The 23,268-nt window shown below is 72.0% G+C and carries 22 protein-coding genes; 4 read left to right on the top strand and 18 right to left on the bottom strand.

Features of this window, described 5'->3' with window-relative positions; genetic code table 11:
• Positions 1 to 64 precede the first annotated feature (64 nt).
• The 5 genes from IDM40_RS09815 to IDM40_RS09795 all read right to left on the bottom strand — a co-directional run bounded on the left by IDM40_RS09815 (position 65) and on the right by IDM40_RS09795 (position 4,772).
• Positions 65 to 1,117: a BMP family lipoprotein gene (locus tag IDM40_RS09815; protein WP_193121627.1), complete on the bottom strand. Its 1,053-nt coding sequence runs from the start codon at positions 1,115 to 1,117 to the stop codon at positions 65 to 67.
• Between the two features lie 411 nt (positions 1,118 to 1,528).
• Positions 1,529 to 2,263: an alpha/beta fold hydrolase gene (locus tag IDM40_RS09810; RefSeq protein ID WP_193121626.1), complete on the bottom strand. Its 735-nt coding sequence runs from the start codon at positions 2,261 to 2,263 to the stop codon at positions 1,529 to 1,531.
• 145 nt (positions 2,264 to 2,408) lie between these two features.
• Positions 2,409 to 2,750, bottom strand: coding sequence for a biotin/lipoyl-containing protein (locus IDM40_RS09805; protein WP_193121625.1), 342 nt, complete (start codon positions 2,748 to 2,750; stop codon positions 2,409 to 2,411).
• A 7-nt stretch (positions 2,751 to 2,757) separates the two neighbouring features.
• A complete protein-coding gene (locus IDM40_RS09800; protein ID WP_407939952.1) occupies positions 2,758 to 3,777 on the bottom strand; it encodes an alpha-ketoacid dehydrogenase subunit beta in 1,020 nt (339 codons plus the stop codon).
• Entirely contained in the window at positions 3,774 to 4,772 is a 999-nt protein-coding gene (locus tag IDM40_RS09795) for a thiamine pyrophosphate-dependent enzyme (protein WP_328806984.1), read from the bottom strand. Before IDM40_RS09795 ends, IDM40_RS09800 begins: the two co-directional genes overlap by 4 nt.
• A gap of 643 nt (positions 4,773 to 5,415) precedes the next feature.
• On the opposite strand from IDM40_RS09795, the gene IDM40_RS09790 reads away from it, so the two are divergent.
• Positions 5,416 to 5,910 carry an Lrp/AsnC family transcriptional regulator gene (locus tag IDM40_RS09790; RefSeq protein ID WP_193121623.1) on the top strand — a complete coding sequence of 165 codons (495 nt, stop codon included), beginning with the start codon at positions 5,416 to 5,418 and terminating at the stop codon, positions 5,908 to 5,910.
• A gap of 33 nt (positions 5,911 to 5,943) precedes the next feature.
• Here the strand turns inward: IDM40_RS09790 and IDM40_RS09785 are convergent, their stop codons facing one another.
• From IDM40_RS09785 to deoC, 6 genes are read right to left on the bottom strand one after another with little or no spacing between them, the layout of a single operon-like run.
• Positions 5,944 to 7,602 carry a phospho-sugar mutase gene (locus IDM40_RS09785; protein WP_193121622.1) on the bottom strand — a complete coding sequence of 553 codons (1,659 nt, stop codon included), beginning with the start codon at positions 7,600 to 7,602 and terminating at the stop codon, positions 5,944 to 5,946.
• A gap of 23 nt (positions 7,603 to 7,625) precedes the next feature.
• Positions 7,626 to 8,423 (bottom strand): purine-nucleoside phosphorylase, encoded by a 798-nt coding sequence (locus IDM40_RS09780; RefSeq protein WP_193121621.1) that lies wholly within the window; start codon positions 8,421 to 8,423, stop codon positions 7,626 to 7,628.
• Positions 8,420 to 9,064: a GNAT family N-acetyltransferase gene (locus tag IDM40_RS09775; protein ID WP_193121620.1), complete on the bottom strand. Its 645-nt coding sequence runs from the start codon at positions 9,062 to 9,064 to the stop codon at positions 8,420 to 8,422. The genes IDM40_RS09780 and IDM40_RS09775 overlap by 4 nt, the downstream gene beginning before the upstream one ends.
• A gap of 55 nt (positions 9,065 to 9,119) precedes the next feature.
• Positions 9,120 to 10,049, bottom strand: coding sequence for an aldehyde dehydrogenase family protein (locus tag IDM40_RS09770; protein WP_193121619.1), 930 nt, complete (start codon positions 10,047 to 10,049; stop codon positions 9,120 to 9,122).
• Positions 10,042 to 11,478, bottom strand: coding sequence for an aldehyde dehydrogenase family protein (locus IDM40_RS09765; protein ID WP_328806983.1), 1,437 nt, complete (start codon positions 11,476 to 11,478; stop codon positions 10,042 to 10,044). Before IDM40_RS09765 ends, IDM40_RS09770 begins: the two co-directional genes overlap by 8 nt.
• 5 nt (positions 11,479 to 11,483) lie before the next feature.
• The gene (gene deoC / locus IDM40_RS09760; RefSeq protein ID WP_193121618.1) at positions 11,484 to 12,431 is read right to left on the bottom strand and encodes a deoxyribose-phosphate aldolase; all 948 of its coding nucleotides are present in this window, start codon (positions 12,429 to 12,431) and stop codon (positions 11,484 to 11,486) included.
• 295 nt (positions 12,432 to 12,726) lie between these two features.
• Here deoC and IDM40_RS09755 point away from each other — a divergent pair, with 295 nt between their 5' ends.
• Positions 12,727 to 13,410: a hypothetical protein gene (locus IDM40_RS09755; protein ID WP_193121617.1), complete on the top strand. Its 684-nt coding sequence runs from the start codon at positions 12,727 to 12,729 to the stop codon at positions 13,408 to 13,410.
• A 16-nt stretch (positions 13,411 to 13,426) separates the two neighbouring features.
• On the opposite strand, the gene IDM40_RS09750 is transcribed toward IDM40_RS09755, so the two are convergent.
• The 6 genes from IDM40_RS09750 to IDM40_RS09725 all read right to left on the bottom strand — a co-directional run bounded on the left by IDM40_RS09750 (position 13,427) and on the right by IDM40_RS09725 (position 19,937).
• A complete protein-coding gene (locus IDM40_RS09750) occupies positions 13,427 to 14,680 on the bottom strand; it encodes a heparan-alpha-glucosaminide N-acetyltransferase domain-containing protein (RefSeq protein WP_193121616.1) in 1,254 nt (417 codons plus the stop codon).
• Between the two features lie 60 nt (positions 14,681 to 14,740).
• Complete coding sequence (locus IDM40_RS09745; protein ID WP_193121615.1) at positions 14,741 to 16,735, bottom strand: acetoacetate--CoA ligase; 1,995 nt, start codon at positions 16,733 to 16,735, stop codon at positions 14,741 to 14,743.
• A 118-nt stretch (positions 16,736 to 16,853) separates the two neighbouring features.
• Positions 16,854 to 17,528, bottom strand: coding sequence for an HAD family hydrolase (locus IDM40_RS09740; RefSeq protein ID WP_193121614.1), 675 nt, complete (start codon positions 17,526 to 17,528; stop codon positions 16,854 to 16,856).
• A gap of 41 nt (positions 17,529 to 17,569) precedes the next feature.
• Positions 17,570 to 18,247, bottom strand: coding sequence for a DUF4126 domain-containing protein (locus IDM40_RS09735; protein ID WP_193121613.1), 678 nt, complete (start codon positions 18,245 to 18,247; stop codon positions 17,570 to 17,572).
• Between the two features lie 75 nt (positions 18,248 to 18,322).
• Positions 18,323 to 18,568 (bottom strand): DUF2630 family protein, encoded by a 246-nt coding sequence (locus IDM40_RS09730; protein WP_193121612.1) that lies wholly within the window; start codon positions 18,566 to 18,568, stop codon positions 18,323 to 18,325.
• 61 nt (positions 18,569 to 18,629) lie between these two features.
• Positions 18,630 to 19,937: an LPXTG cell wall anchor domain-containing protein gene (locus tag IDM40_RS09725; protein ID WP_193121611.1), complete on the bottom strand. Its 1,308-nt coding sequence runs from the start codon at positions 19,935 to 19,937 to the stop codon at positions 18,630 to 18,632.
• A 282-nt stretch (positions 19,938 to 20,219) separates the two neighbouring features.
• On the opposite strand from IDM40_RS09725, the gene IDM40_RS09720 reads away from it, so the two are divergent.
• A complete protein-coding gene (locus IDM40_RS09720; protein ID WP_328806982.1) occupies positions 20,220 to 20,549 on the top strand; it encodes a metal-sensitive transcriptional regulator in 330 nt (109 codons plus the stop codon).
• An 84-nt stretch (positions 20,550 to 20,633) separates the two neighbouring features.
• Here IDM40_RS09720 and IDM40_RS09715 read toward each other — a convergent pair whose 3' ends face one another.
• Positions 20,634 to 22,010, bottom strand: coding sequence for an NAD(P)/FAD-dependent oxidoreductase (locus IDM40_RS09715; protein WP_193121610.1), 1,377 nt, complete (start codon positions 22,008 to 22,010; stop codon positions 20,634 to 20,636).
• Positions 22,011 to 22,312: 302 nt separating this feature from the next.
• Between IDM40_RS09715 and IDM40_RS28075 the strand changes: the two genes are divergently transcribed.
• Positions 22,313 to 23,194 carry a hypothetical protein gene (locus tag IDM40_RS28075; protein ID WP_235997468.1) on the top strand — a complete coding sequence of 294 codons (882 nt, stop codon included), beginning with the start codon at positions 22,313 to 22,315 and terminating at the stop codon, positions 23,192 to 23,194.
• The last annotated feature ends 74 nt before the right edge of the window (positions 23,195 to 23,268 follow it).

Genomic DNA, 23,268 nt, shown 5'->3' with positions numbered 1-23,268 from the left:
CCCTCGCCGGAACGCCGCGGGGCCGGGGGCCGCCCGCGGCACGTTCCGTCGATCGGGGTCGCCCCTACGGAGCGGTCGGGACCTCGATCTCGCCGTCGATGATCTGCTGCTTGAGGTCGTCGAGCTCGTCCTGGATGGGCTCGATGGCCTCCTCGTTGGACTGCGTGTAGTCCACGCCGCCGTCGGAGAGGTCGAAGCGCTGGATGCCGCTCTCGAGCTCGCCCTCGCCCACGGCCTCGATGAGGTCGTAGACGGCCACGTCGACCTCCTTGATGGCGGAGGTGAGCACGTAGGGCTTCTGGTCGTCGTCGGCGTTCTCGTACTGGTCGCTGTCGACGCCGATGAAGGTGAGGTCGTTGTCGGCCACGGCCTCGAGCACACCGTTGCCGGAGGCGCCGGCGGCGTGGTAGATCACGTCGGCGCCGCGGTCGTGCTGGGCCTGGGCGCTCTCCCGGCCCTGGGCCGGGTCGGTGAAGCCGCTGATGTCCGGCGGCTGGCTCAGGTAGTCGACCTCGATGTCGACGGAGTCGTCGACGTGTTCGACACCGGTGATGTAACCGGCCTCGAACTTCTTGATGAGCGGGGTCTCGACACCGCCGACGAAGCCGACGTGGTCCTCCTCGGTGGTCAGCGCCGCGGCCGCGCCGGCCAGGAAGGAGGCCTGCTCCTCGGCGAAGACCAGGCTGGTGATGTTGTCGTGGCCCTCGATCTCCTCGTCGACGATCGCGAAGTTCACGTCGGGGAACTCGGAGGCGACGCTCTCGATGGGTTCCTGGTAGGCGTACCCGACCCCGATGACGAGGTCGTAGCCCTCCATCGCCATGTTGCTGAGGCGGTCCTCCTTGTCGGCGTCGGACTCGCCGTCGGCCGGTTCGAAGTCGGCCGTCTCGACGCCGAGCTCCTCCTCGGCGCGTTCCAGCCCGCGGAAGGCCGAGTCGTTGAACGAGCGGTCGCCGCGGCCGCCGACGTCGTAGGCGAGGCCCACGCTCACGGTGTCGGCGTCTCCGCCCTCTCCGTCACCGGAGGCGCCGTCGCCGTCCGCGTTGTCACACGCGGTCAGCGCCAGGGCGCTCGCCGCTGCAACGGCGGCGAACTTGGTTGCGTTAGTACGCTTCACTTCGGAACTCTCCCCTTCGCACTCTCGGCCGTCCGGACATTCACGCTGAACCGACCTGAGTTCTGCTGCCGGACAATATCCCGTTGTCGAAAAACCACCCAACGGACGGGCCGAGTTGTTATGAAGGCGAGAGCGGAGCGACACGGGGCCCCGCACACGGGCCGCGCAGAAGATGTCGGGGACGGTCGGGAGAGGGCTCCGCGGGGTGCTCCCCGGTGCTGGAATGCCCTCCCACCCGGCATGACCACACGGGGCTGCGTTTCGGTCACCCAGAGATTTCCCACCTGCGAAGTGGGGCGCCGGTACAGACCGGTCTGACCCTGCGCGGGCATGCCTCTCCCCCGCGTGCGTGCGGGCGCCCGCACGCACGGGAGGATCGCGATCCCCTGTGTCCAGGGGCCTGCGGACGGTTCAGTCCCGGACGAGGAAGTCCACGACGGCCTGGCGGAAGACCCGCGAGGAGACCGCGTTGGCGTGGTCGCGCCCGGGGATCTCCACGTGGCTGCCGCCGCGGTCCCGGGCGAGCTCCTCGGCACCGGCGGCGAGGGGGTCCTCGGCCCCCGCGACCAGCAGGAACGGGATCCCTTCGGGCGCCGGCTCGGAGCGGAACGGACGTGCGGCCTGCCCCCGCGCGCAGGCCGCCAGGGCCGCGGCGTCGTTGTTGGGAAGGGCGCTGACCGTGCGGAAGACCCCGTCGAAGGGGGTCTCCCCCTCCCCCAGGGCGTTCAGGTCGGTGCCGCCGAAGGCGTCGTTGGGACCGAAACCCCCGAGGACCAGGCGCCTCACCCGGCCGGGCGCACGCAGGGCCAGGTCCCAGGCCAGGCGGGATCCCATGGAGTACCCCACGACGTCGACGCGGTCCACGTCCAGCCGGTCCAGGAGCGCGACGAGGTCCTGGGTGAAGCGCTCGGGAAGGTAGGCGGCGTCGTCGGTGGGCTTGTCGCTGCCGCCGTGTCCGCGCAGGTCCGGGCCGATGACGCGCAGGCCCTCGGCCTCCAGGGACTGCACCCACCCGGCGGCTTTCCAATTCATCTCGAAGTGGGTTCCGAAACCGTGCAGGAGAAGCACCGGAACCGCGTCCGCCGGAGACCCCGGACGCAAATCCGCATAACGCATTGCGACGTCGTCGGTGAGATTCGCAGACATGAATCCTTCAATCGTTTGCCTGAGCGGAGGCTATCCGGACGCGGCACGGTTTTCATTCGTGTTTTCCGATGAACGGGTCCAATTCTTCCCGGGTTCCGTTGGTGCGAAAGAACGAACTCTGCGGGGCGGCGTCAGGACCCCGGGCTCATTCTCCGGGCGGCGTGAGGCGGACACGGCGGCGGGGGCGTTTCTCCTCCTCCGGGACGGTCCCGACGATGCCGGCGGCCGGCCGGTCGGGGGCGGCCACCGCGAAGGTGACCAGGGGTGCGCCGACCCGGACGACCTCGTCGGGGGCGGCGTGCAGTTCGACGACGCGCCCCTCGTGCGGCGAGGGGATGACCACGGCCGACTTGGTGGTCTCCACCTCGACCAGCGGGTCGTTGCGTGCGACGTCGTCGCCGACGGCGGCCTCCCAGTCCAGGACGGTCGCCTCGACCAGGCCCTCGCCCAGGTCCGGGAGGTGGAAGGTGACGTTCTCTTCTGCCATGTCGGTATCAGTACTCCAGAGTGCGCTGCACCGCGAGCAGCACACGGTCGACGGACGGAAGGTACTGGGGCTCCAGGGGCCCCGCCGGGTAGGGAACGTCGAACCCGGTGACGCGCTGGACCGGGGCGGCCAGGTCGCCGAAGCAGGCGTCGGTCACCCGTGTGGCGACCTCGGCGCCCAGCCCCGCCGTCAGTGGCGCCTCGTGCACGACCACGGCCCGCTTGGTGCGGCGGACCGAGGCGGCGAGGCCGTCGGTGTCCAGCGGGGTGAGCCAGCGCAGGTCCAGGACCTCGAGGTCGACGCCGTCCTCGGCGGCCAGCTCGGCGACCTGGAGGCAGCGGTGGACCATGGCGCCCCAGGCGATGAGCGTTCCGTGGCGGCCGGGGCGCACGACACGGCTGGTGCCGATGGGGTCGGCGGGTTCGCTCAGCTCGACGGGGCGCCGGTCCCAGTAGCGCGCCTTGGGTTCCATGAACACGACCGGGTCGTCGCAGCGCACGGACTGCAGGAGCAGGCGGTAGGCCTCGCCCGGGTCGGAGGGGACGGCGACCTTGAGGCCGGGGGTGTGGGCGAAGAGCGCCTCCAGGCTCTCCCCGTGGTGTTCGGGGGCCTGGATCCCGCCGAAGGAGGGCAGGCGCAGGGTGATGGGCATCGGCACGGCCCCGCGGGTGCGGTAGTTCATCCGGGCGACCTGGTTGACGATCTGGTCGACGGCCGGATAAGCGAACCCGTCGAACTGCAGCTCGGGGACGGGTCTCCAGCCGTTCATCGCCAGGCCCACGGACATGCCCATGATGGCCGACTCGGCCAGGGGTGTGTCGAAGACGCGGTCGGCCCCGAACTCCTTCTGCAGGCCGTCGGTGACCCGGAAGACCCCGCCGAGCGCACCCACGTCCTCCCCGAGGACCAGCGTGTCGCCGTCCTCGGCGAGCAGGGTGCGCAGGGCCCGGTTGAGGGCCTGCTGCATGGACAGTTCGACGGTCGGACCGGTGGCGGTGCCGGTGGTGTGTTCGATCAGCTCGGTCACAGCTCGACCTCTTCCTGCCAGGTGCGGCGCTGCCGGGCCAGCTCGTCGGTGGACTCCCGGAACACGTGCGTGAACAGTTCGGCCCCGTCGGGTTCGGGCGCTGCGGCGACCCCGTCGCGGATGCGCCGGGCCTCCTGAAGGGCGGCCGCGTCGGCCTCGGCCAGGGCGTTCTCGTCGGCGTGGCCCGCGGCCAGGATCGCCTCGCGCAGCAGGGTGACCGGATCGCGGCGGAGCCAGCGTTCGGTCTCGGCGCCGTCCCGGTAGCGGCCGGGGTCGTCGGAGGTGGAGTGGGGTTCGACGCGGTAGGTGAGCGCCTCGATCAGGGTCGGCCCCTCACCGCGGCGCGCGCGTGCGACGGCCTCGGCGGTGGCCGCGTGCACGGCGCCGGCGTCGTTGCCGTCGACGAGCACCCCGGGCATTCCGTAACCCTGGGCGCGGGCGGAGATCGAGCCCCCGGCGACCTGGCGGTCGTTGGGCACCGACAGGGCCCACTGGTTGTTCTGGCAGAAGAAGACGACCGGGGCGCCGTAGACGCCGGCGAAGTTCATGGACTCGTGCACGTCGCCCTCGGAGCTGGCGCCGTCGCCGAAGTAGGCCAGGGCCACCCCGTCGTCCCCGCGCAGGCGCTCGCCGACCGCCCAGCCGACGGCGTGGGGCACGGGCCCGCCGACGACGGCGTTGACGGCGCCGAAGCGGGAGGCCGCCACGTCGTAGAGCCCGCCGTGCCACAGGGCGCGGTGGCTGGCCATGTAGTCGACCATGTCGACGCCGTGGGCCTGGGCCGCGGCCATTTCGCGGTAAGTGGGGAAGACGAAGTCGCGGTCGGGGTCGAGCGCGGTGGCGCTGCCGACCTGGGCGGCCTCCTGTCCACGGACCGAGACGTAGGCGGGGAAGACGCCCTGGCGCTGGAGCGCAATCGCCTCGGTGTCGAGGTCCCGGGCGGTGCGCATGTGCCGGTAGAGCTCACGGGTGAGGTCGGGGGGAAGGTGGTCCACGCTGATGGATCCTCGGCCCGCGGACGCGTGCTGTGGCATCTCTGGCTGCTCCCAACGTGGCCCCCGGACGTGCGGCATGGATGGGGCCGGGCTCTGCGGTGTCCTGCCCCGATTCTGCTCCGGATTCGACACTTTTGGTAGATACGCGCCCGTAGTTGATACATATGCGAACGGGGACGGCGTTCTGGTTCGCTTATGTCCAGCCCGACTCACGCGCCACCTGCGAAAACGACACACGGACCTGTACATCCCGAAACGGGGCGCTCCGACACTGGACGGAAACGTGCCGCCCGCAGGACGTACTCGCCAGACGTCGGCGAGAAAGGGCCCCGGCCGAACACTCGTCACGTTCCAGGGGTTCCCGGCGAGACAAAAAGGACGATTCGCGGGTCGGCGGTGTAGCGGACCGCCCGTGCGGGAAACCCCCAACCCAGTCCGCCGGGCCCGCCCCGGGTACAGTCGGTCCTCCCCTCCGGCGCCCCCGGCACCCGTTCCCCCGACCCCCGTTCCCCCGCACCGTCTCGCCACCTGAGACCCCGATGGACGAATCCACCGTTTCCCTGGTAGTTCGTTGGCCCCGACCCCCGTCGATGAGGACCGTGAGGGGCCGCCGCGAGCACAAGAGCACACGAGGAGCACCCACATGGCCATGGGCGACCAGCGTCGTAACGGTCGGCGTCCGGACAGCACCGACCAGACGATCCTGAGCGCGCTCGCCAAGGACGCGCGAACCGGCATCACGGAGATCGCCGCACTGGCCAACGTCTCCCGCGCCACCGCCTACAACCGCATCAAACGCCTCACCGACGACGGGGTGATCCGCGGGTACTCCGTGGTCGCCGACCACACCAAGATGGGGCTGGGCGTGACCGCGCTCGTGCTCATCTCCGGCAGCCAGCCCGACTGGCGGGCCAACCGGGAGGTGCTCTCCTCCTACCCGGAGGTCGAGTACTGCTGGTACGTCGTGGGCTCGGCCGACATCGTGCTCCTGGTCCGGGTCGCCAACACCAACCAGCTGCGCGACCTGATCCTGACCCGCCTGCAGTCGCTGCCCGGGGTGACGGCCACCCAGACCCTCACCGTCATCGACGAGGTCGTGCACCGTCCCGTGGTCGAACCCGCCGAGGAGGAGGACTGAGGACCGGCGCACCGACCGCGCCGCGCGCTCCGGTCACCGGTCCCGCACCGCGGTCGAGACCGACGCCATGACCTCGGCGAGCATGCGTGCGCCGCGCACACGGGTCGACCCCACGTCGCCGGCGGTCTCCAGGACGATCTCGGCGTAGGCCTTGAGCTTGGGCTCGGTGCCCGAGGGGCGCAGCGTCACCCGGCCGCCGCCCGCCAAGCGGAAGCGCAGAGCGTCGGTGGGCGGAAGTCCGGCGTGCCCGGCCGCGAAGTCGTCCACGCCCTCGACCGCGAAGGGGCCGAACGCCTCCGGCGGGTGCGAGCGCAGTCGGCGCATGGCCCAGGTGAGCAAGGACAGATCGGCCACCCGGACCGAGAGCTGGTCGGTCAGGTGGAGTCCGTGGCGGCGCGCCTGGTCGTCCAGCAGGTCCAGGAGGGTGCGCCCGTCCTGCCGTGCCGCGGCCGCCAACGACAGCAGCACGAGCGCCGCGCCGATCCCGTCCTTGTCGGCCACCGGGCGCCCCCCGTCACCGCCGACGCAGTAGCCCAGCGCTTCTTCGTAGGAGAAGACCCGGCTGCGGGTTCCGCCCGCGCGCGCCAGCCACTTGAACCCGGTCAGGGTCTCGTCGAAGTGCACCCCGCGGGCGCGGGCGATGCGCCCGAGCAGGGTCGAGGAGACGATGGAGGCGGCCACGGCGCGCTCGCCCGAGGTGTGGTCGAGCACGTACTCGGCGAGCAGGCCCCCGACCTCGTCCCCGGTGAGCATGCCGTGCCCCGGGACCGCCACCGCGAGCCGGTCGGCGTCGGGGTCGTTGGCCACCACGACGTCCGAACCGTTGGCCTCGCCGGCCCGCAGCGCCAGGTCCATGGCGCCGGGCTCCTCCGGGTTGGGGAAGGCCACCGTCGGGAAGTCCGGGTCCGGGTCGAACTGTTCGGCCACGACGGTCGGACGCGGGAACCCGGCCCGCTCCACCGCCGCGGTCAACACTCGCCCGCCCACGCCGTGCATGGCCGTGTAGGTGGCGCTGACCTCGCGCGGGCCCTCCGGGGCCAGCTCCGCGACCGCCGCCAGGTAGCGCTCCAGGATCTCCGGCCCCAGGGCCGTCCATTCCGACCCCAGCGGCAGCTCGCCCACCGGGCCGACCCGGTCGATGGCGGCGGAGATCTCGGTGTCGGCCGGGGCGACGATCTGGGCCCCGGCGTCCTCTCCCCCGCCCCCGACGTAGACCTTGTACCCGTTGTCCTGCGGCGGGTTGTGGCTGGCCGTGACCATCACACCCGCGTCCGCGCCGAGCTCGCGCACCGCGAAGGCCAGCACGGGGGTGGGCAGCGGCCCCGGCAGGACCGACACCCGGTGCCCGGCACCGGTGAGGACCGCTGCGGTGTCGGCGGCGAAGTCGTCCGAACGGTGCCGGGCGTCGTGGCCGACCACGACGTGGCGCCCGGACCCGCCCAGCCACGCGCCCAGACCGGCCGCGGCCCGCATGACCACCACACGGTTCATCCGGTTCGGGCCGGCCCCCAGAGCCCCGCGGAGCCCGGCGGTGCCGAACTCCAGGCGGTGGCCGAAGCGGTCGTCGAGGTCGGCGACGGCCTCGGGATCCCCCGCCTCCACCCGCGCGAGCAGAGCGGAGAGCTCCTCACGGGTGACGGGGTCGGGGTCCTGGGCGAGCCAGGCACGGGCGGCGGCGAGGGTATCGGTCATCGGGGGCGCGTTCTCCTCGGGTCTCAGAGCTTGGCGACGACGTCGGCCAGGAGGCGGCCGACCCGGTCGGCGGAGTCGCGGCCGGTGGCCAGGACGTCCTCGTGGTCGAGGTTGGCGCCCTGCAGCCCGGCGGCGACGTTGGTGACCAGGGACAGCCCCAGCACCCGGGCCCCGGCGGCACGGGCGGCGATCGCCTCCAGCACCGTGGACATGCCGACCAGGTCGGCGCCCATCGCGCTGAGCATCCGGATCTCGGCGGGGGTCTCGAACTGCGGCCCGGGCATCTGGGCATAGACACCCTCGGCCAGGTCGGGCGCGACCGAGCGGGCGGTCTCACGCAGCTCGGCGCTGTAGGTCTCGGTCATGTCGACGAAGGTGGCGCCGCTCAGCGGGGAGCGCGATGTCATGTTGAGGTGGTCGGAGATGAGCACCGGCGACCCCACCGGGTACGCGGGGTTGATGCCGCCGGCGGCGTTGGTCAGCACCACCGTGCGGGCCCCGGCCGCGACCGCGGTGCGCACGCCGTGCACGACGGCGTCGGTTCCGTGGCCCTCGTAGAGGTGGGTGCGGCCGAGGAAGGCCAGCAGGTTCCGGTTCCCGTCGGAGATGCTGCGGACGGTGCCGCTGTGCCCGTCGACCCCCGGCGGGCGGAATCCGGGCAGGTCGGCGGCGGCCAGCTCGTGGCCGGAGTCGCCCAGCAGGTCGGCGGCCGGGGCCCACCCGGAACCCATGACGAGGGCGATGTCGTAGGTGTCCGCACCGGTCTGCGAGCGCAGTTCGGCGGCGGCCTCCTCGGCGGCGGCCTGGGGTGTGCGAGTCACTGCGTGTTCTCCGTTCGTTCGTTCCGGGGGCCCGGAACGCCGTGCTCCCCGGTGTCCAAGGGACGGGACAGGACCTGCTGCGGACCGTTCGGACCGCCGTGGTACGTGCGGCCGGTGGGCGTGAACCCGGCGGCCAGGTAGGTGCGTGTTCCGGCCTCGTTGGCGTAGTTGACGCACAGGACGATCTCGCGGGCCCGCGGGGCGGCCCCGGCGACCAGGGGGTCGAGCAGCGGTGCGGAACAGGCCGCCGTGCCGATGCCGCGGCCCTGCCATTCTGGCGTGACGTAGTAGGCGCGCAGCAGAGCGGCCCGTTCCGGTGTGTCGACCAGGTCGCGCAGGGGCCCGCGCAGGTCGATGATGCCGAACCCGGCGCAGGTCTCCAGCGCTGTGAGCCGGTCGATGGGACGGGCGTCGGCGAGGACCACCGCGAAGGGGATCCGGTCGGGGTCGGTGTCGGCCTGGGGCAGGGTCCGGACCGCCTCGGTGACGAAGCGGCGCTGTTCGGGGGCCAGCCGCTGGCGGACCACCGCTTCGCGCAGGGCCCGGGTCTCGTCGGTGTCGTGGTCCAGCCGGACCAGGCGCAGGCCGGGGGTCTGGTCTGCGGCGGTGTCGGCCGACGTCCCGGTCGTCGAGGTCACCACGCTGCTCCTTCCCTCGGGTGCGGACGGACGCACCTTCGCGCCCGCCCGCGGAGGCTCACACCCCGATCGGGTGCCAGACCGTCTTGGTCTCCAGGAAGGGTGACATACGCGAGGTACCGGGATCGGGGTCCAGCCAGGCCCGCTCTCCCCCGCCGGCCTCGTTCCCCGGGCGCAGGACCCGGGTGAGGGTCTCGGCGGCGGCCTCCTCGAAGGCGGTGGCGTGCTCACCTGCCCCGGCCAGGTCGAGGGCGTCGACGTCGCCGTGCGGGGCCAGGTGCGGGCCGATCTCCCCCGCGCGCCCGGTGAGCAGGTTGACCACACCGCCGGGGACGTCGGAGGTCGCGAGTACCTCGGCCAGGTCGACGGCGGGCAGCGGGGCCTCCTCCGAGGTGACCACCACGGCGGTGTTGCCGGTGGCCACGACCGGGGCCAGGACCGAGGTCAGCCCCAGCAGCGGGGCGTCCTGCGGGGCGAAAACCGCGACCACACCGGTCGGTTCCGGCGACGAGTGGTTGTAGTAGGGGCCGGCCACCGGGTTGGAACCCCCGATGACCTGGGCGAACTTGTCCGTCCAGCCCGCGTAGTACACCCACCGGTCGATGGCGGCCGAGACCACGGTGTCGGCCTCGGAGCGCTCCAGCCCCTGGGCGGCCGCGAGCTGGTCGGTGAACTGGGATCGGCGCCCCTCCATGACCTCCGCGACCCGGTACAGGACCTGGCCGCGGTTGTAGGCGGTGCGCCCGGACCAGCCGCCGAAGGCCTTGCGGGCGGCGGTCACCGCGTCACGGGCGTCCTTGCGGGAGGCGAGCGAGGCGTTGGCCAAGTGGTCTCCGTCGGCGGAAGTCACGGGGTAGCTCCTGCCCGACTCCGAACGGGGGAACGCCCCGCCCAGGTAGAGCTTGTAGGTCTTGCGGACCGCCAGGCGGGCCGGGGCCTTCGGGGCCGTCCGTGCCGCCTTCTTCGCGCTGGTGCGCCGCTCAGCCAAGGTAGGCCTCCAATCCGTGCCGCCCGCCCTCGCGGCCGTAACCCGACTCCTTGTACCCGCCGAAGGGGCTGCTCGGGTCGAACTTGTTGAACGTGTTGGACCAGATCACCCCGGCGCGCAGGCGCTCGGCGGTCCAGAGCATGCGCGAGCCCTTCTCCGTCCACACGCCGGCGGAGAGGCCGTAGGGGGTGTTGTTCGCCTTGGCCACGGCCTCCTCGGGCGTGCGGAAGGTCAGCACCGACAGGACCGGGCCGAAGATCTCCTCGCGGGCGACCCGGTGGGACTGGCCGACCCCGGTCAGGAGCGTGGGCGCGAACCAGTACCCCTGCGACGGCAGCTCGCAGTCCGGGGACCAGCGTTCGGCGCCCTCGGCCTCACCGCCGTCGGTGGCCTCGCGGATGCGGCGGAGCTGGTCGGCGGAGTTGATCGCGCCCAGGTCGGTGTTCTTGTCGAGCGGGTCGCCCACACGGATGCGCGCCATGCGCTCCTTCAACCGGGGCAGGAGCTCGTCGGCGATCGACTCCTGCACGAGCAGGCGCGACCCGGCGCAGCACACGTGGCCCTGGTTGAAGAAGATGCCCGAGACGATGCCCTCGACCGCCTGGTCCAGGGCGGCGTCGTCGTAGACGATGTTCGCGCCCTTGCCGCCCAGTTCGAGGGTCAGGCGCTTGTCGGTCCCGGCCATCGCGCGGGCGATGCCACGGCCCACGGCGGTGGAACCGGTGAAGGCGACCTTGTCCACGCCGGGGTGTTCCACGAGGGCCCGGCCGGTCCCGCCCGCGCCGGTCACGATGTTGACGACGCCGGGCGGGAGGTCGGCCTCCTGGCAGATCTCCGCGAAGACCAGGGCCGTCAGGGGTGTGGTCTCGGCCGGTTTGAGGACCACGGTGTTGCCGGTGGCCAGGGCCGGGGCGATCTTCCACGCGAGCATGAGCAGCGGGAAGTTCCACGGGATGACCTGGGCGGCCACACCCAGCGGGCGGGGGTCGGTGCCCAGGCCCGCGTGGTGGAGCTTGTCGGCCCAGCCGGCGTAGTAGAAGAAGTGCGCCGCGACCAGGGGCACGTCGACGTCGCGGGTCTCCTTGATCGGCTTGCCGTTGTCCATCGACTCCAGGACGGCGAGCTCGCGGGAGCGTTCCTGCAGGATGCGGGCGATCCGGAACAGGTACTTGCCGCGTTCGACCCCGCTCATGGGGCCCCACACGTTCTCCTGGGCGTGGCGTGCCGCGGTCACGGCGCGGTCCACGTCGGCCGGGCCCGCCACGGCGACGGTCGCGAGTGTGCTCTCGTCGGCAGGGTTCAGGCTGGTCAGGGTCTCGCCGCTGTCGGCCGGGACGAACCCGCCGTCGACGAAGAGGCCGTAGTTCTCGCGCAGGGACACGACGGAGCGGGACTCCGGCGCGGGCGCGTACTCGAAGATCTCTGCCACGTGTGTCAGTCCTGCGTGTAGTGGTCGGGGCCCGGGTAGACGCCGGTCGCCAGCCTGGTGCGCTGCATGAGCAGGTCGTTGAGCAGGCTGGAGGCGCCGATCCGGAACAGGTCCGGGGTGAGCCAGTCCGGTCCGGCGATCTCGTCGACCAGGATCAGGTTGCGGATGGCGTCCTTGGTGGTGCGGATACCGCCCGCGGGTTTGACCCCGACACGGCGGCCGGTGTCGCGGTGGTGGTCGCGCACGGCCTGCAGCATCACGAGCAGGACGGGCGGGGTCGAGGCGGGCGAGACCTTGCCGGTGGAGGTCTTGATGAAGTCGGCGCCGGCGAGGATCGCCAGGTGGGAGGCGCGTCGCACGTTGTCGAGCGTGGCCAGTTCCCCGGTCTCCAGGATCACCTTCAGGTGGGCGCCGCCGCAGGCCTCCTTGACCGCGACGATCTCCTCGTACACCTTCAGGTGGTCGCCGGACAGGAACGCGCCCCGGTCGATGACCATGTCGATCTCGCTCGCGCCGGCGGCGACCGCGGCGCGGGTGTCGGCGAGCTTGGCCTCCAGGGGTGCCCGGCCGGACGGGAAGGCGGTGGCCACGGAGGCGACACCGATCCCGGTTCCGCGCAGGGCCTCCACCGCGGTCCCGACGCGGTCGGGGTAGACGCACACCGCCCCGACGGTGGGCACCGTGCGGTCCTCGGGGTCGGGGAGGGCGGCCTTGGCGCACAGGGCGCGGACCTTGCCCGGGGTGTCGGCGCCCTCCAGGGTGGTCAGGTCGACCATCGAGACGGCGAGGTCGATCGCGCGGGCCTTGGCGGTGGTCTTGACCGACCGGGTGGCGAGTTCCTGGGCGCGGGCCGCGGCGCCGACCTCGTCGACGGCGGGGAGTCCGTACAGGAACGCCCTCAGTCCTCGTTCGGTCACCGCCTCGGGCGCGGATGCTGTGTTGGGCACGGGCACCTTCAGGGTCGACGGTGTGCGGGGCCTCGGGGGCCGGCGGGGTGATGCACACCCCCGGCGGCGCCAGGCAGAACCCTAACGCCGGGGTCGGCGGCCGTCAGCACACGTGCGCTCCGGACCGGCCAAGGTTGGACGCTCCTCCAACGCATTTCCCGGCAGAGTGTGGTGCGTTCGTCCAAGAGCGCCACAAAAATCCCACCAAACCGGGCACACGCCGTGTTCGCGGGGTCTGAGCCGCGGCGGACCGGTCCATACCGGACCACTCCCTTTTCCACGGCCGACTACCCTGGCGGGCATGGCGGAGTTCCGGATCAGCAGCGACGACGAGCAGGTCGACCTGCGCAAGATGGCCACGGCCCTGACCGAGTCCCAGGGGTGGGCGCGCGACGAGATCAGCATCTGGGACACCCGGAGGGGCGAGGTCATCGTGACCGTCGACGACGCCCTGCTGCGCTCGCCCGAGGCCGACCCCCTGAACCGTCCGCGGCACACGCCCGCCGACGTGCACCGGGCCTGCGAACACCTGCGGCGCGAAGGGCCTTCGCTGCGCGGGGTGGACTTCGTGTTCCTGCGCAACGAGACCGCACGATTCTTCTCGGCGGGCTGGACCGTGGCCGACGTGCTCCACGCGCTCACCTTCCGGCCCGACCACGCCGAGTGGCCCGCCGGCCCCGAGCACCGGGGCGACGCGTGGCTGCGCCACCGCCTCGCGGCCTGGCGCACCCCGGACGGCGACATCCGCCCCTCGCACTCCCAGGAGGACGCACAGCTGCGTGTGGTGAGCCGCGCGGGGCTGCCCATGGAACTGGGGCTGCCCGAGGACGCGGAGCTGTCCCAGCGCCCCGTCGCCAGCCCCGAGGTCGCGCGCTCGGCCGCCGACGACGCACGCCGCCTGATGCGCCAGAACTCGCGCACCACCACCGATTCCCTGGCCCACCAGGACCGCACCTCCGCGCACATCCACCGCCCCGACGACTGAACCCGGGGACGGCACGTCAGGGCGCGGGCGGTCGGGTCCTGCGATTCTCCTGGTACATCTCGCCGATGTTGTCCGCGCACATCGCCAGGAACGCCTCCAGCGGGCCGCGCCCGACCAGGAGGCGCCAGGCGACCGCGAAGACCACGGCGCCGAGCACCAGGCCCTCCAGCAGCCACGGCGTGTGCCAGTCCATCGGCCCGAGCACGCCGACCACGACGGCGATGACGAGCAGGTGCCCGGTGTAGACCGTCAACGGCATGCGGCCCACCGAGGTCAACGGGTACATCAGGACCCGCGCGCGCTCGGCCAGCCACAGGCACACCACCAGTACCAGGAGCGCCTGCCCCACGGCCTCGGCCATCTCGAAGTGGGTCCCGGTGTGGGGCGTCCCCACGGCCAACCACCACCACGAGTCGGTGGGCACCTGCCCGGAGATCGAGTGCGCCTCCTCCATCACCTGCTCGCGCAGCAACTCGCGCATCTGCGGGTCCTCCGCCACCGATGACGGGTAACCGACGGAGGAGCCCGACGCCTCCGCGAGCCGGTCCAGGCCGCCGAAGACGTGCAGCGCCACCCACGAGCCCGCGTACCCGAACACGGTCAGCACCGCGCCGGTGACCGCCAACCGCACCCGGGTCGCGGTCGCCCCGAGGTCCAGGCGCCCCACGGCCATGCCCGCGAACACGAACACCATGAACGTGATCGCCGGGTAGTAACCGGTGAGCAGGAACTCCGACAGCGAGGTCACCGCGCCCTGGGGCGTACGCGGCTCCACCAGGTCCTGCCGCAGCAGGAACGACACCGGCGGCCCCACCGCGGCGAGCCCGGCGGCCACCGCCACCAGCGCCCCCGCCCGCAGCTTCACCAACGGCAGCGCGAGCAGGAAGAACCCGGCGTAGTAGGTCAGGATGACGGCCACGGGCACGGCCATCACGTCCAGCATCAGGCCGAGCATGCCGATGACCACCGCCCGGGTCACGACCTTGACCGCCACCAGCCGCAGGGGGTCACCGGAGACCGGCCGGGTCCGCCCGGTCATCAGCGCCAGCGACACCCCGGCCAGGAACGCGAAGAGCGCGGAGGAGTTCCCCCGCGCCAGGTCGTGCACCGGCTGCCCCGCGCCCTCCGGGTCGAGCAGCCCGAAGGAGTCGACGGTGACGTGCACCGCGAACATCCCGAGGACGGCCAGGGCCCGGGCGGCGTCGATCCCGTCGATCCGGGCCCGTTCGTGTGTCTGCGGGGCTCTTTCGCCCGATCGGTTCTCAGCCACGTGCGTCAGCCTATGCACACGTCCGTGCCCCGGCGCCGGGCGGGCGCCGGGGCACCGGTGTCACTCGTCGGCGAGGGAGCTGAAGTGGTCCAGCGCCTCGGGGTTGGAGAGGGAGTCGCGGCTGGCGACCTTCTCCGGTGGCTCGCCCATGAGGATCCGCTTGACCGGCACCTCCAGGACCTTGCCGGAGAGCGTGCGCGGCACCGCCTCGATCATGCGCACCCGGTCCGGCACGTGGCGCGGCGAGCAGTCGGTGCGGATGCGCCGGGCGATCTCCTTGGGCAGGTCGCCCTCCAGGTCGGCGCCCTCGCGCAGCACCGTGAACAGTTCGATCCTCGAGGACCCGTCACCCTGCGGAACGTCGACCACCAGAGCGTCGACCACGTCGTCCAGGGCCAGGACGGCGCGGTAGATCTCGCTGGTGCCCATGCGCACCCCGCCCCGGTTGATGGTGGAGTCCGACCGCCCGTAGATGACGGCGGTCCCGCGTTCGGTGATCTCGATCCAGTCGCCGTGTCGCCAGATGCCGGGGTAGGTGGAGAAGTAACTGTCGTGCAGCCGCTCCCCGGACTCGTCGCCCCAGAAGAACACGGGCATCGACGGCGCAGGCCGGGTCACGACGAGCTCGCCGACCTCACCGGTCAGCGGGTTCCCGTCGGGGTCCCAGGCCTCCACGGCCATCCCCAGGGCACGCGACTGGATCTCGCCCTCGTACACGGGAAGGGTGGGTGTACCGCCGACCAGGCAGCTGCACACGTCCGTGCCGCCGCTGGTGGAGAACAGCCACAGGTCCGAACCGAACTCCTCGTACACCCACGCGAACGCCTCAGGGCTCAGCGGCGAACCGGTGGAACCGATGCCCCGCAGCCGCGACAGGTCGCGCCCGCGCGCGGGGTGCACCCCCTCCTTCATGCACGTGGACAGGTACCCGGCGCTGGTGCCGAACAGGGTCACCCCGGCGTCGGCGGCCAGGTCCCACAATCCGTCGAGGTCGGGCGCGGCCGGGCTGCCGTCGTACAGGACGATCGAGGCCCGGGTCAGCAGGACGCTCACCAGGAAGTTCCACATCATCCACCCGGTGGTGGTGTACCAGAACACCCGGTCGTCGGGGCGGGCGTCCAGGTGCAGGTGGAGGTTCTTGAGCTGTTCGAGGAGGATCCCGCCGTGCCCCTGCACGATCGCCTTGGGCAGGCCGGTGGTGCCGGAGGAGTAGAGCACCCAGAGGGGGTGGTCGAAGGCGACGGGGGTGAACCCGAGCTCGGCGCCGGCGCCGGAGGCCTCCAGGTCGGCCCAGGCGGTGGTGCCTTCGGTGGTCTCCCCGCGGTGGAGGTGGTCGAGCACGACGGTGTGCTCGACGGTCGGCATGGCCTCGCGGAGCTGCGCCACCACGTCGCGCCGGTCGAAGTCCTTGCCGCCGTAGCGGTAGCCGTCGACGGCGAGCAGGACCTTGGGTTCGATCTGCGCGAACCGGTCGATGACGCTGCGCACGCCGAAGTCGGGCGAGCAGGAGGACCACACCGCTCCGAGAGAGGCCGTGGCCAGGAACGCGGCGATCGTCTCGGGCAGGTTGGGCAGGTAGGCGGCCACCCGGTCGCCCGGCCCGACCCCGCGCTCGCGCAGACCGGCGGCGATGGCGGCGGTGCGCCGGCGCAGGTCGCCCCAGGTCCACTCCGCCAGCGGCCGGAGTTCCGTGGCGTGGCGGATCGCGACGGCGTCGGGGTCGCGGCCCTCGAAGATCTGCCGCGCGTAGTTCAGGGTGGCCCCGGGGAACCACTCGGCGCCGGGCATGACCCGCTCGGTGAGCACCTGCTCGTAGGGGGTGTCGGACTCCACCCCGTAGTACTCCCAGATCGCCGCCCAGAAGCCCTCGATGTCGGTGGTCGACCAGCGCCAGAGGGCGTCGTAGTCGAACGCCCCTCCGGCGTCCGCCCGGTCTCCGAAGGCCCGCACGCCCTTGGTGCGCTCGGCCCAGCGGGCGAACTCGACGATGTTGGCCGACTCGAGCAGGGTCTCGTCCGGCTCCCAGAGCACGCGGGGCACGCCGCTCTCCGTCATTGGTGCGCCTTCCGTTCGACGTGACTGTGTCGTGTTGTGAGTCTCATCCGACAACACACACCGGCACGCTAGCGCCCGGGGATGTGACGGCGGACACCGGGGTGTCCCGCGCCCCTGGTCAGACTCCGCGCAGGGCGTTCACCGCGGCGACGGGGCTGTCCACGACGGGCGCGCCGGTGGCGGCGAGGCGGTCGCGGGACATCAGGCCGCTGGCGACCAGGAGCGGCTGGGCCCCGGCCTCCTGTGCGGCGCGGGCGTCGTCGTCGATGTCGCCGATGAGCACGACCTTGGCGGGGTCGATCCCCTGATTCTCCAGGTGGAGGACCAGGTGCTCGGCCTTGGAGTCGTGCTCGGTCTCGAACTTGCGCCCGTCCATGCGGGTGAAGTGGTGGGACAGCCCGCGCTCGGTGACCAGGGGCACGAGGTGGTCGTGCGCGGCCATGGAGAGCAGCGACTGGGTACCGCCCCCGCCGGACCAGGTGTGCAGCACGTCGGGCACGCCGTCGGCGAGGTCGCAGGTGGGCAGGTGCAGCTCGTACCCCTCGTGGTAGAGCTCCTCGACCCGCTTCCACTCGCCCTCGGCGAAGGTACGGCCGAGCAGCTCCTCGTAGCAGGGGACGAGGGGACGCCGGAACACGCTCCGCCAGTGGTCCATCTCGACGGGCTCTCGGCCGAAGGTCTCGCAGACGGCGTTGACGGCGGCGAGGTTGGCGTGGTTGTCGTCCAGGAGGGTGCCGTTCCAGTCCCAGACGATGTGCGTGATGTCGCGTCGGTCAAAGCTCAACTCAGTCATCGCACGAACTTTACGGCCCGATGACCGGATGACGGTATGCGTCATCGGCCACTCTCCCCTCCCCCGGTGCCCGGTGCGCCGGGTGCCGGGCCGGCGTCGGTCCGCAGCGCGCGGGCCCGTCGGCGCCTGCGCAGCAGGAGGACCCCGGCGAGCACCAGGAGCGGCAGGACGACCAGGACGAGCAGGGGAAGCAGCACGGCGAGCAGCGAGGTCACGAAACTCACGGCGTCCTCGAGGGCCGAGAGCACGGGGGCGGCACAGCCGAGGGTGGCGGTGTTGGCGACGGGGCGCACGAGCGTCTTGACGATGTGGATCGCGAGGGCCACCAGCGCCCCGACCAGGATCGCGACCCAGACCAGACCGACACCGCCTGCACCGGTCGCCGCGGAGGCCTCCCCCACCACGTCCTCGGCGGGGGGCAGATCCACCGGGACGGACGTGCTGCCCGCGGCGAAGGTGATGCCGCCGGAGGTCGGGCGCACCAAGGTCTGGAGGGTGTCGTTGAGGCTGTCGAGCGCGGGGACCTTGTCGGCGACCAGTTCGACGGCGAGGAGGACGGTGAGGATCGTGAGGGTGGCGGGGTGTTCGAGCCACTGCCAGGCGTCTCCGAGCGGAACGGCGTCGGTGTAGCGGGACAGCAAACCGACGACGAGGAGGGGGACGAAGGCGTTGAGACCGGCCGCGGCGGACAGGCCGAGGCCGGTGAGGGTGGCGAGCATGGAGGCCCTTCGTGTGCTCCGGACGTGCAGTGGTGTGGACGCGTGCGGAGCGCACGTGGTTCAGGCCCGCCGCGGTCACTGCCAGTAGCGTTCCACCTCCGAGACCGGGCGCGCACGCGCGTCGTCGGGGTTCTCCCCGTACTCGGCGCGGGCCCTGCGCTGCCGCAGGAGGTCCCAGCACTGGTCGAGGGCCTCCTCGACCTCTTTCATCCGGCGGCGCTCGGTGTTGCCGAGCCCCTCGGGGGTGGAGCGCAGGGCGTGCTCCTCGTCCATCAGGCCCCGGATGGTGGTCATGATGTCGTTCTCGCCGGTATCGCTCATAGGGCCATCGTCAGCACGCCGCGGGGCCGGGACAAGAGCCCCGGCCCCGCGGTTACCTGCTTCAGACCGAACGTTTACGCGTGAACACGAGCGCGGCGATCGCGGCGCACACGGAGAAGACCCCGGCCAGGACGAGCCCGGCGACGCCTGCCCCGGTCACCGGGAGCGTGGGCTGGTCGTCCGCGGCCGGCGGCGCTCCGTCGTCGCCGGGGCCCTGGGTGGGCTCGGGCGGGGTCGGCGGGCCGGTGGGTTCCGGCGGCGTGGGCGACACGGACGGGTCGGGCGTGGGCGTCGGTGTCGGGTCAGGGCTCGGGCTCGGGGACCCTGTCGGCGACGGGCTCGGGATCGGTGACGGGTCGAGCGGTGTCGGGGACTCCGGCGGCGTCGGCGTGGGGCTCTCCGTCGGAACAGGTGTGGGTGTCGGGGACGGGGTCGGCAACGGCTCCGGGACCGGCGACACGCTCGGAGAGGGGTCCGGGGACGGGCTGGGCGTCGGGCTCGGGGTCTCGGTCGGCAGGACGGGCACGTCCGTGGGGCTCGGCGACGGGCTCGGGCTCGGCGAGGGCTGCGGCTCTTCGCAGTTCACCTCGACATCACCGAGCACCAGGTCGAAGAGCTGCACCGGGTCCCCGACCGGCTCACCATCGGCGTCCAGGGGCTGGGCCGTGGCCACGAATGCGGTCCGCATGTGCCCGTAGTAGGGGTCCTGTCGGTCCTGGTCGTGGTCGATGACGACGGTGACATCGACGTCGCTGATGCCGTCGCCGTAGTCGGCGGGGAAGTTGAGCGTCGTGGTCTCCTCACCCGGCCCGGTCGGCGCCGGCGCGGTGACGGCCTGCCCCAGGAAGGTGGGTGCAGTGGTGGCCGTCAGGAACACGACCCCGGCCGGCGGGTTGCACTGCACGCGGTTGTTCCACGTCGCCACCTGCAGGACGGGGTGCCCGCCGCCCGTGCTTCCGCCCTGGCTGATGAGCTGCTGCACCCAGGGGACATCGGCGTCCGGGAGCAGGAGTTCGGTGAAGGCGCCGTTACTGTCGGCGAGCGCGCCCTGGGGGCCGGTGGTCACGTTGGTCGTCGCCGTACCCGTCGCCGAGGAGAGCAGCTCCCCGGTCCCCTGGGAGACGTCCCACTGCTCGTTGCCGTCGCCGCTGACCTCGAGCTGCCCGACGCTGTCACCGCCCTGGCCGAAGACCGACGCGTCGAGGGTGACGTCGCCCCAGGTGGTGGTCGCGTACGGTGTGGCGGGCTGTGCCACGGCGTCGCGCGCGCCGAAGCTCGCCCCCGCAGCGACGGCCCCGGAGGAGAGCAGTGCCGCGGCCACCGCTGCCGCACCTGCCCTCCGTACGGTCGTGGTCCGCATGGATCCCATGGCCCCTACTTTCTGTGCAAATTATGTACAGAGAGTGACACTAGGGATTCGGGCCGCATGATCCCGGGGCCGCCCCGGGCGAGGTGCCCATGTTCACACCAAAGCTTGCACAATCGGCCGCACGGTCGGGTTCCCCTGCACCGCAAGGGGCGAACGGGCGCGGCGGTCTGAGAAACTCCCTCTACGGACGGTTTTGGTGGAGAATCGCTCGGACGGCGACGGACCACACTGCGGAACAAGGGCGCGGACCCCGGCCGTTCCATACCTTGAGGGGGTATTGTTATGGCACCTGATCAGGGACAACAGGGAAGCGACACCATGGCGGCCAAACAACACGGCTACAGCGACGACAAGCAGGCCCACATCAATCGGTTGCGCCGCATCGAGGGACAGATCCGCGGGCTCCAGCGCATGGTCGAGGACGACCAGTACTGCATCGACATCCTCACGCAGACCTCCGCGGTGAACAAGGCTCTGCGTTCGTTCGCGCTCTCCATGCTGGACGAGCACCTCAAGCACTGCGTGGCCCACGCCGTGGCCAACGGAGGGGACGAGGCCGAGGAGAAGGTCCGCGAGGCCTCCGACGCCATCGCCCGCCTCGTGCGTTCCTGACCCGGCCCGGGTCCGGTACCGCGGCGGGCGACGGCGACCGGCCCGGCCCCTCCTTCGTCCTGCGGCCCCGTGACCGGTGTCCGTTCAGCTCTCCCCGTACCGCTCCCTCAGGTTGTCCATCAACCGTGCCCCCTCGGACCTGGCCCCGCCGGCGTCCAGGTACTCGACCGATTCGTTGGCCGCGAACGACGACGGCCGGCCGTTGTCGTTGAACCCGAGCCGCGAGACCTCGCCGCCGGTGAAGGCGCGGATGGCCCAGTTGGCCACGATGCGCGCCCGCGCGGTGTTGGAGGGCACCGAGAGCACGTGGTAACCGCGCGTGGCCGCCAGTGCCGGCAGCCCGCTCATCTCCGTGTTGAGGATGCGCGCCAAGGCGTCCTTGCCGCTCAGGTCCACGACGAGCCCCAGGTCCTTGTGGCGGAACTCCTTAAGGGGCCGCCCGAGGATGGAGTCCACGACGTTGCGCGCGGCCGTGTCGGCCTGGCGGGTGGCGTACTGCGCGGTGGGCGGGCAGTAGGGCCCGTTGGACTCGGCGATGTTGGGCACGGCGGCCGCGTCGCCGAGGGCGAAGACCTCCGGCAGCCCCGGGACACGCAGGTCGGTGTCGACCTCCAGCCGGCCGCGCTGGGTGGGTTTGTCGAGCGTGTCGACGAGCGGGCTGGGCGAGACGCCGGCGGTCCAGATGAGCGTGCGGCAGGGCAGTACACGCCCGTCGGTGAGCACGACCTTGTCCTGGGTGACTTCGCGGACACTGACCTTGAGCTTGACCTCGATGCCGAGGCCGCGCAGGAGTCTGAGCGCCTTGCGGCCGAGCCGGTCTCCGAGCTCGGGCAGCACCTTGGGCGCGATGTCCACCAGGTGCCAGCGGATCTCCGAGCGCAGCTCCGGGTAGCGGATGGCCGCTTCCTCGCACAGTCGCTTGAGGGAGGCCGCGGTCTCCACCCCGGTGTAACCGCCGCCGACCACGACGAAGCGGCAGCGCTCCTCGCGCTCGGCCGGGTCGCGGCTGTCGTTGGCCAGCTCGAGCTGGGCGAGCACGTGGTCGCGCAGCAGGACCGCTTCGGCGAGTGTCTTGTTGCCGTAGGCGAACTCGGTCAGGCCGGGGATGTCGAAGGCGCGGGTGAGACTGCCCGGCGCCAGGACGAGGCGGTCGTAGGGCACGGGTGCGAGCTCTCCGGTGGGGCGGCGCACGACCACGACCCGGTCGGCGGTGTCCACACCCACGGCGTGCCCGGGGATGAACTTGCTCTCCTGGGTGAGCCGGTGCACCGACATCGCGACCGACTGCGGTGTGAGCATGCCCGAGGCCACCTGGGGCAGCAGCGGGCTGTAGAGCATGTAGTCGTGCGGCGCGATGAGCGAGAGTTCCGCCGCCCCGTTGGGGATACGGCGTTCGAGGTGCCGGAGCGTCTGCAGGCCGCCGAAGCCAGCTCCGACCACCACGATCCGAGGCCGAGACATATGTACACCGCTCCTAACGTGTCGGGGGCGGGACGTCGTCCCAAACGGCTCGTGTGGGGCCGCTGGGACCTGGTGTACCCGCCGGGGCCGAATGTACGGCCGGGTCCCGCGCTCCCCCCGTTCCCCGCACAAGACGTTCCGGGGACTTTGCCGGCGTATGGCGGCGCGATGGAAAGCCATACGGCTTCTTGACACGCCGGGGGTTCACAGTTGACCGGGCACGATCCCGCCTGTGTCACGCTGTGTAACAGCGCGATAACTCATCGCGTCTACCCGAGTAGTGAAGGGAACTGGGGCACCCAATGCGTGCTTTCACTAAGATCGCGGCAGCGACGATGCTGGCCGGTGGAATGAGCGTCTTCGGCGCCGGCGCGGCCTACGCCGCTCCGCAGGAGATCGAGGCGCCTCACGGGAACCTGGTCAGCCAGGAACTGATCGAACAGTTCCTGGGCCTGCAGGCGCCCGCCGAGGACCCCGAGGCCGCCGAGTCCGCCGAGACCCCGGCCGAGGAAGCCCCGGCCGAGGAGGCTCCCGCCGAGGAGGCTCCGGTCGAGGAGGAGGCCCCGGCTGAGGAGGCCCCGGCTGAGGAGGCCCCGGCTGAGGAGGCCGAGGCCGCCGAGGAAGAGGCCCCGGTCGCCGAGGAGGAGGCTCCGGTCGAGGAGGCGCCTGTCGAGGAAGAGGCGCCCGGCAACCCGCTCGAGCAGCTCCCGATCGCCGAGGAAGCCCCGGCTGAGGAAGCTCCCGTCGAGGAGGCCCCGGTCGAGGAAGCTCCCGCCGAGGAAGCTCCCGTCGAGGAAGCTCCCGCCGAGGAAGCTCCCGTCGAGGAGGCCCCGGTCGAGGAAGAGGCTCCCGTCGAGGAGGCTCCGGTCGAGGAGGCCCCGGTCGAGGAGGCCCCGGTCGAGGAGGCTCCGGCCGAGGAGGCTCCGGCCGAGGAAGAGGCCCCGGCTGAGGAGGCCCCCGTGGAGGAGGCCCCGGTCGAGGAAGAGGCTCCCGTCGAGGAGGCTCCGGTCGAGGAGGCCCCGGTCGAGGAGGCCCCGGTCGAGGAGGCTCCGGCCGAGGAGGCTCCGGCCGAGGAAGAGGCCCCGGCTGAGGAGGCCCCCGTGGAGGAGGCCCCGGTCGAGGAAGAGGCTCCCGTCGAGGAGGCTCCGGTCGAGGACGCCGACGCCGCTCAGGCCGAGCTGTAGGGAACATCCCCCGCTCGGGAAGGGGCGGTCGACCCACGTGGTCGGCCGTCCCTTCTCTTGCCACCGTCGCCACC

This window comes from Nocardiopsis coralli (assembly GCF_014892575.1).
In the GTDB taxonomy this organism is placed as follows: Bacteria; Actinomycetota; Actinomycetes; order Streptosporangiales; family Streptosporangiaceae; genus Nocardiopsis; species Nocardiopsis coralli.
This window is presented reverse-complemented; position numbering and strand designations above follow the sequence as displayed.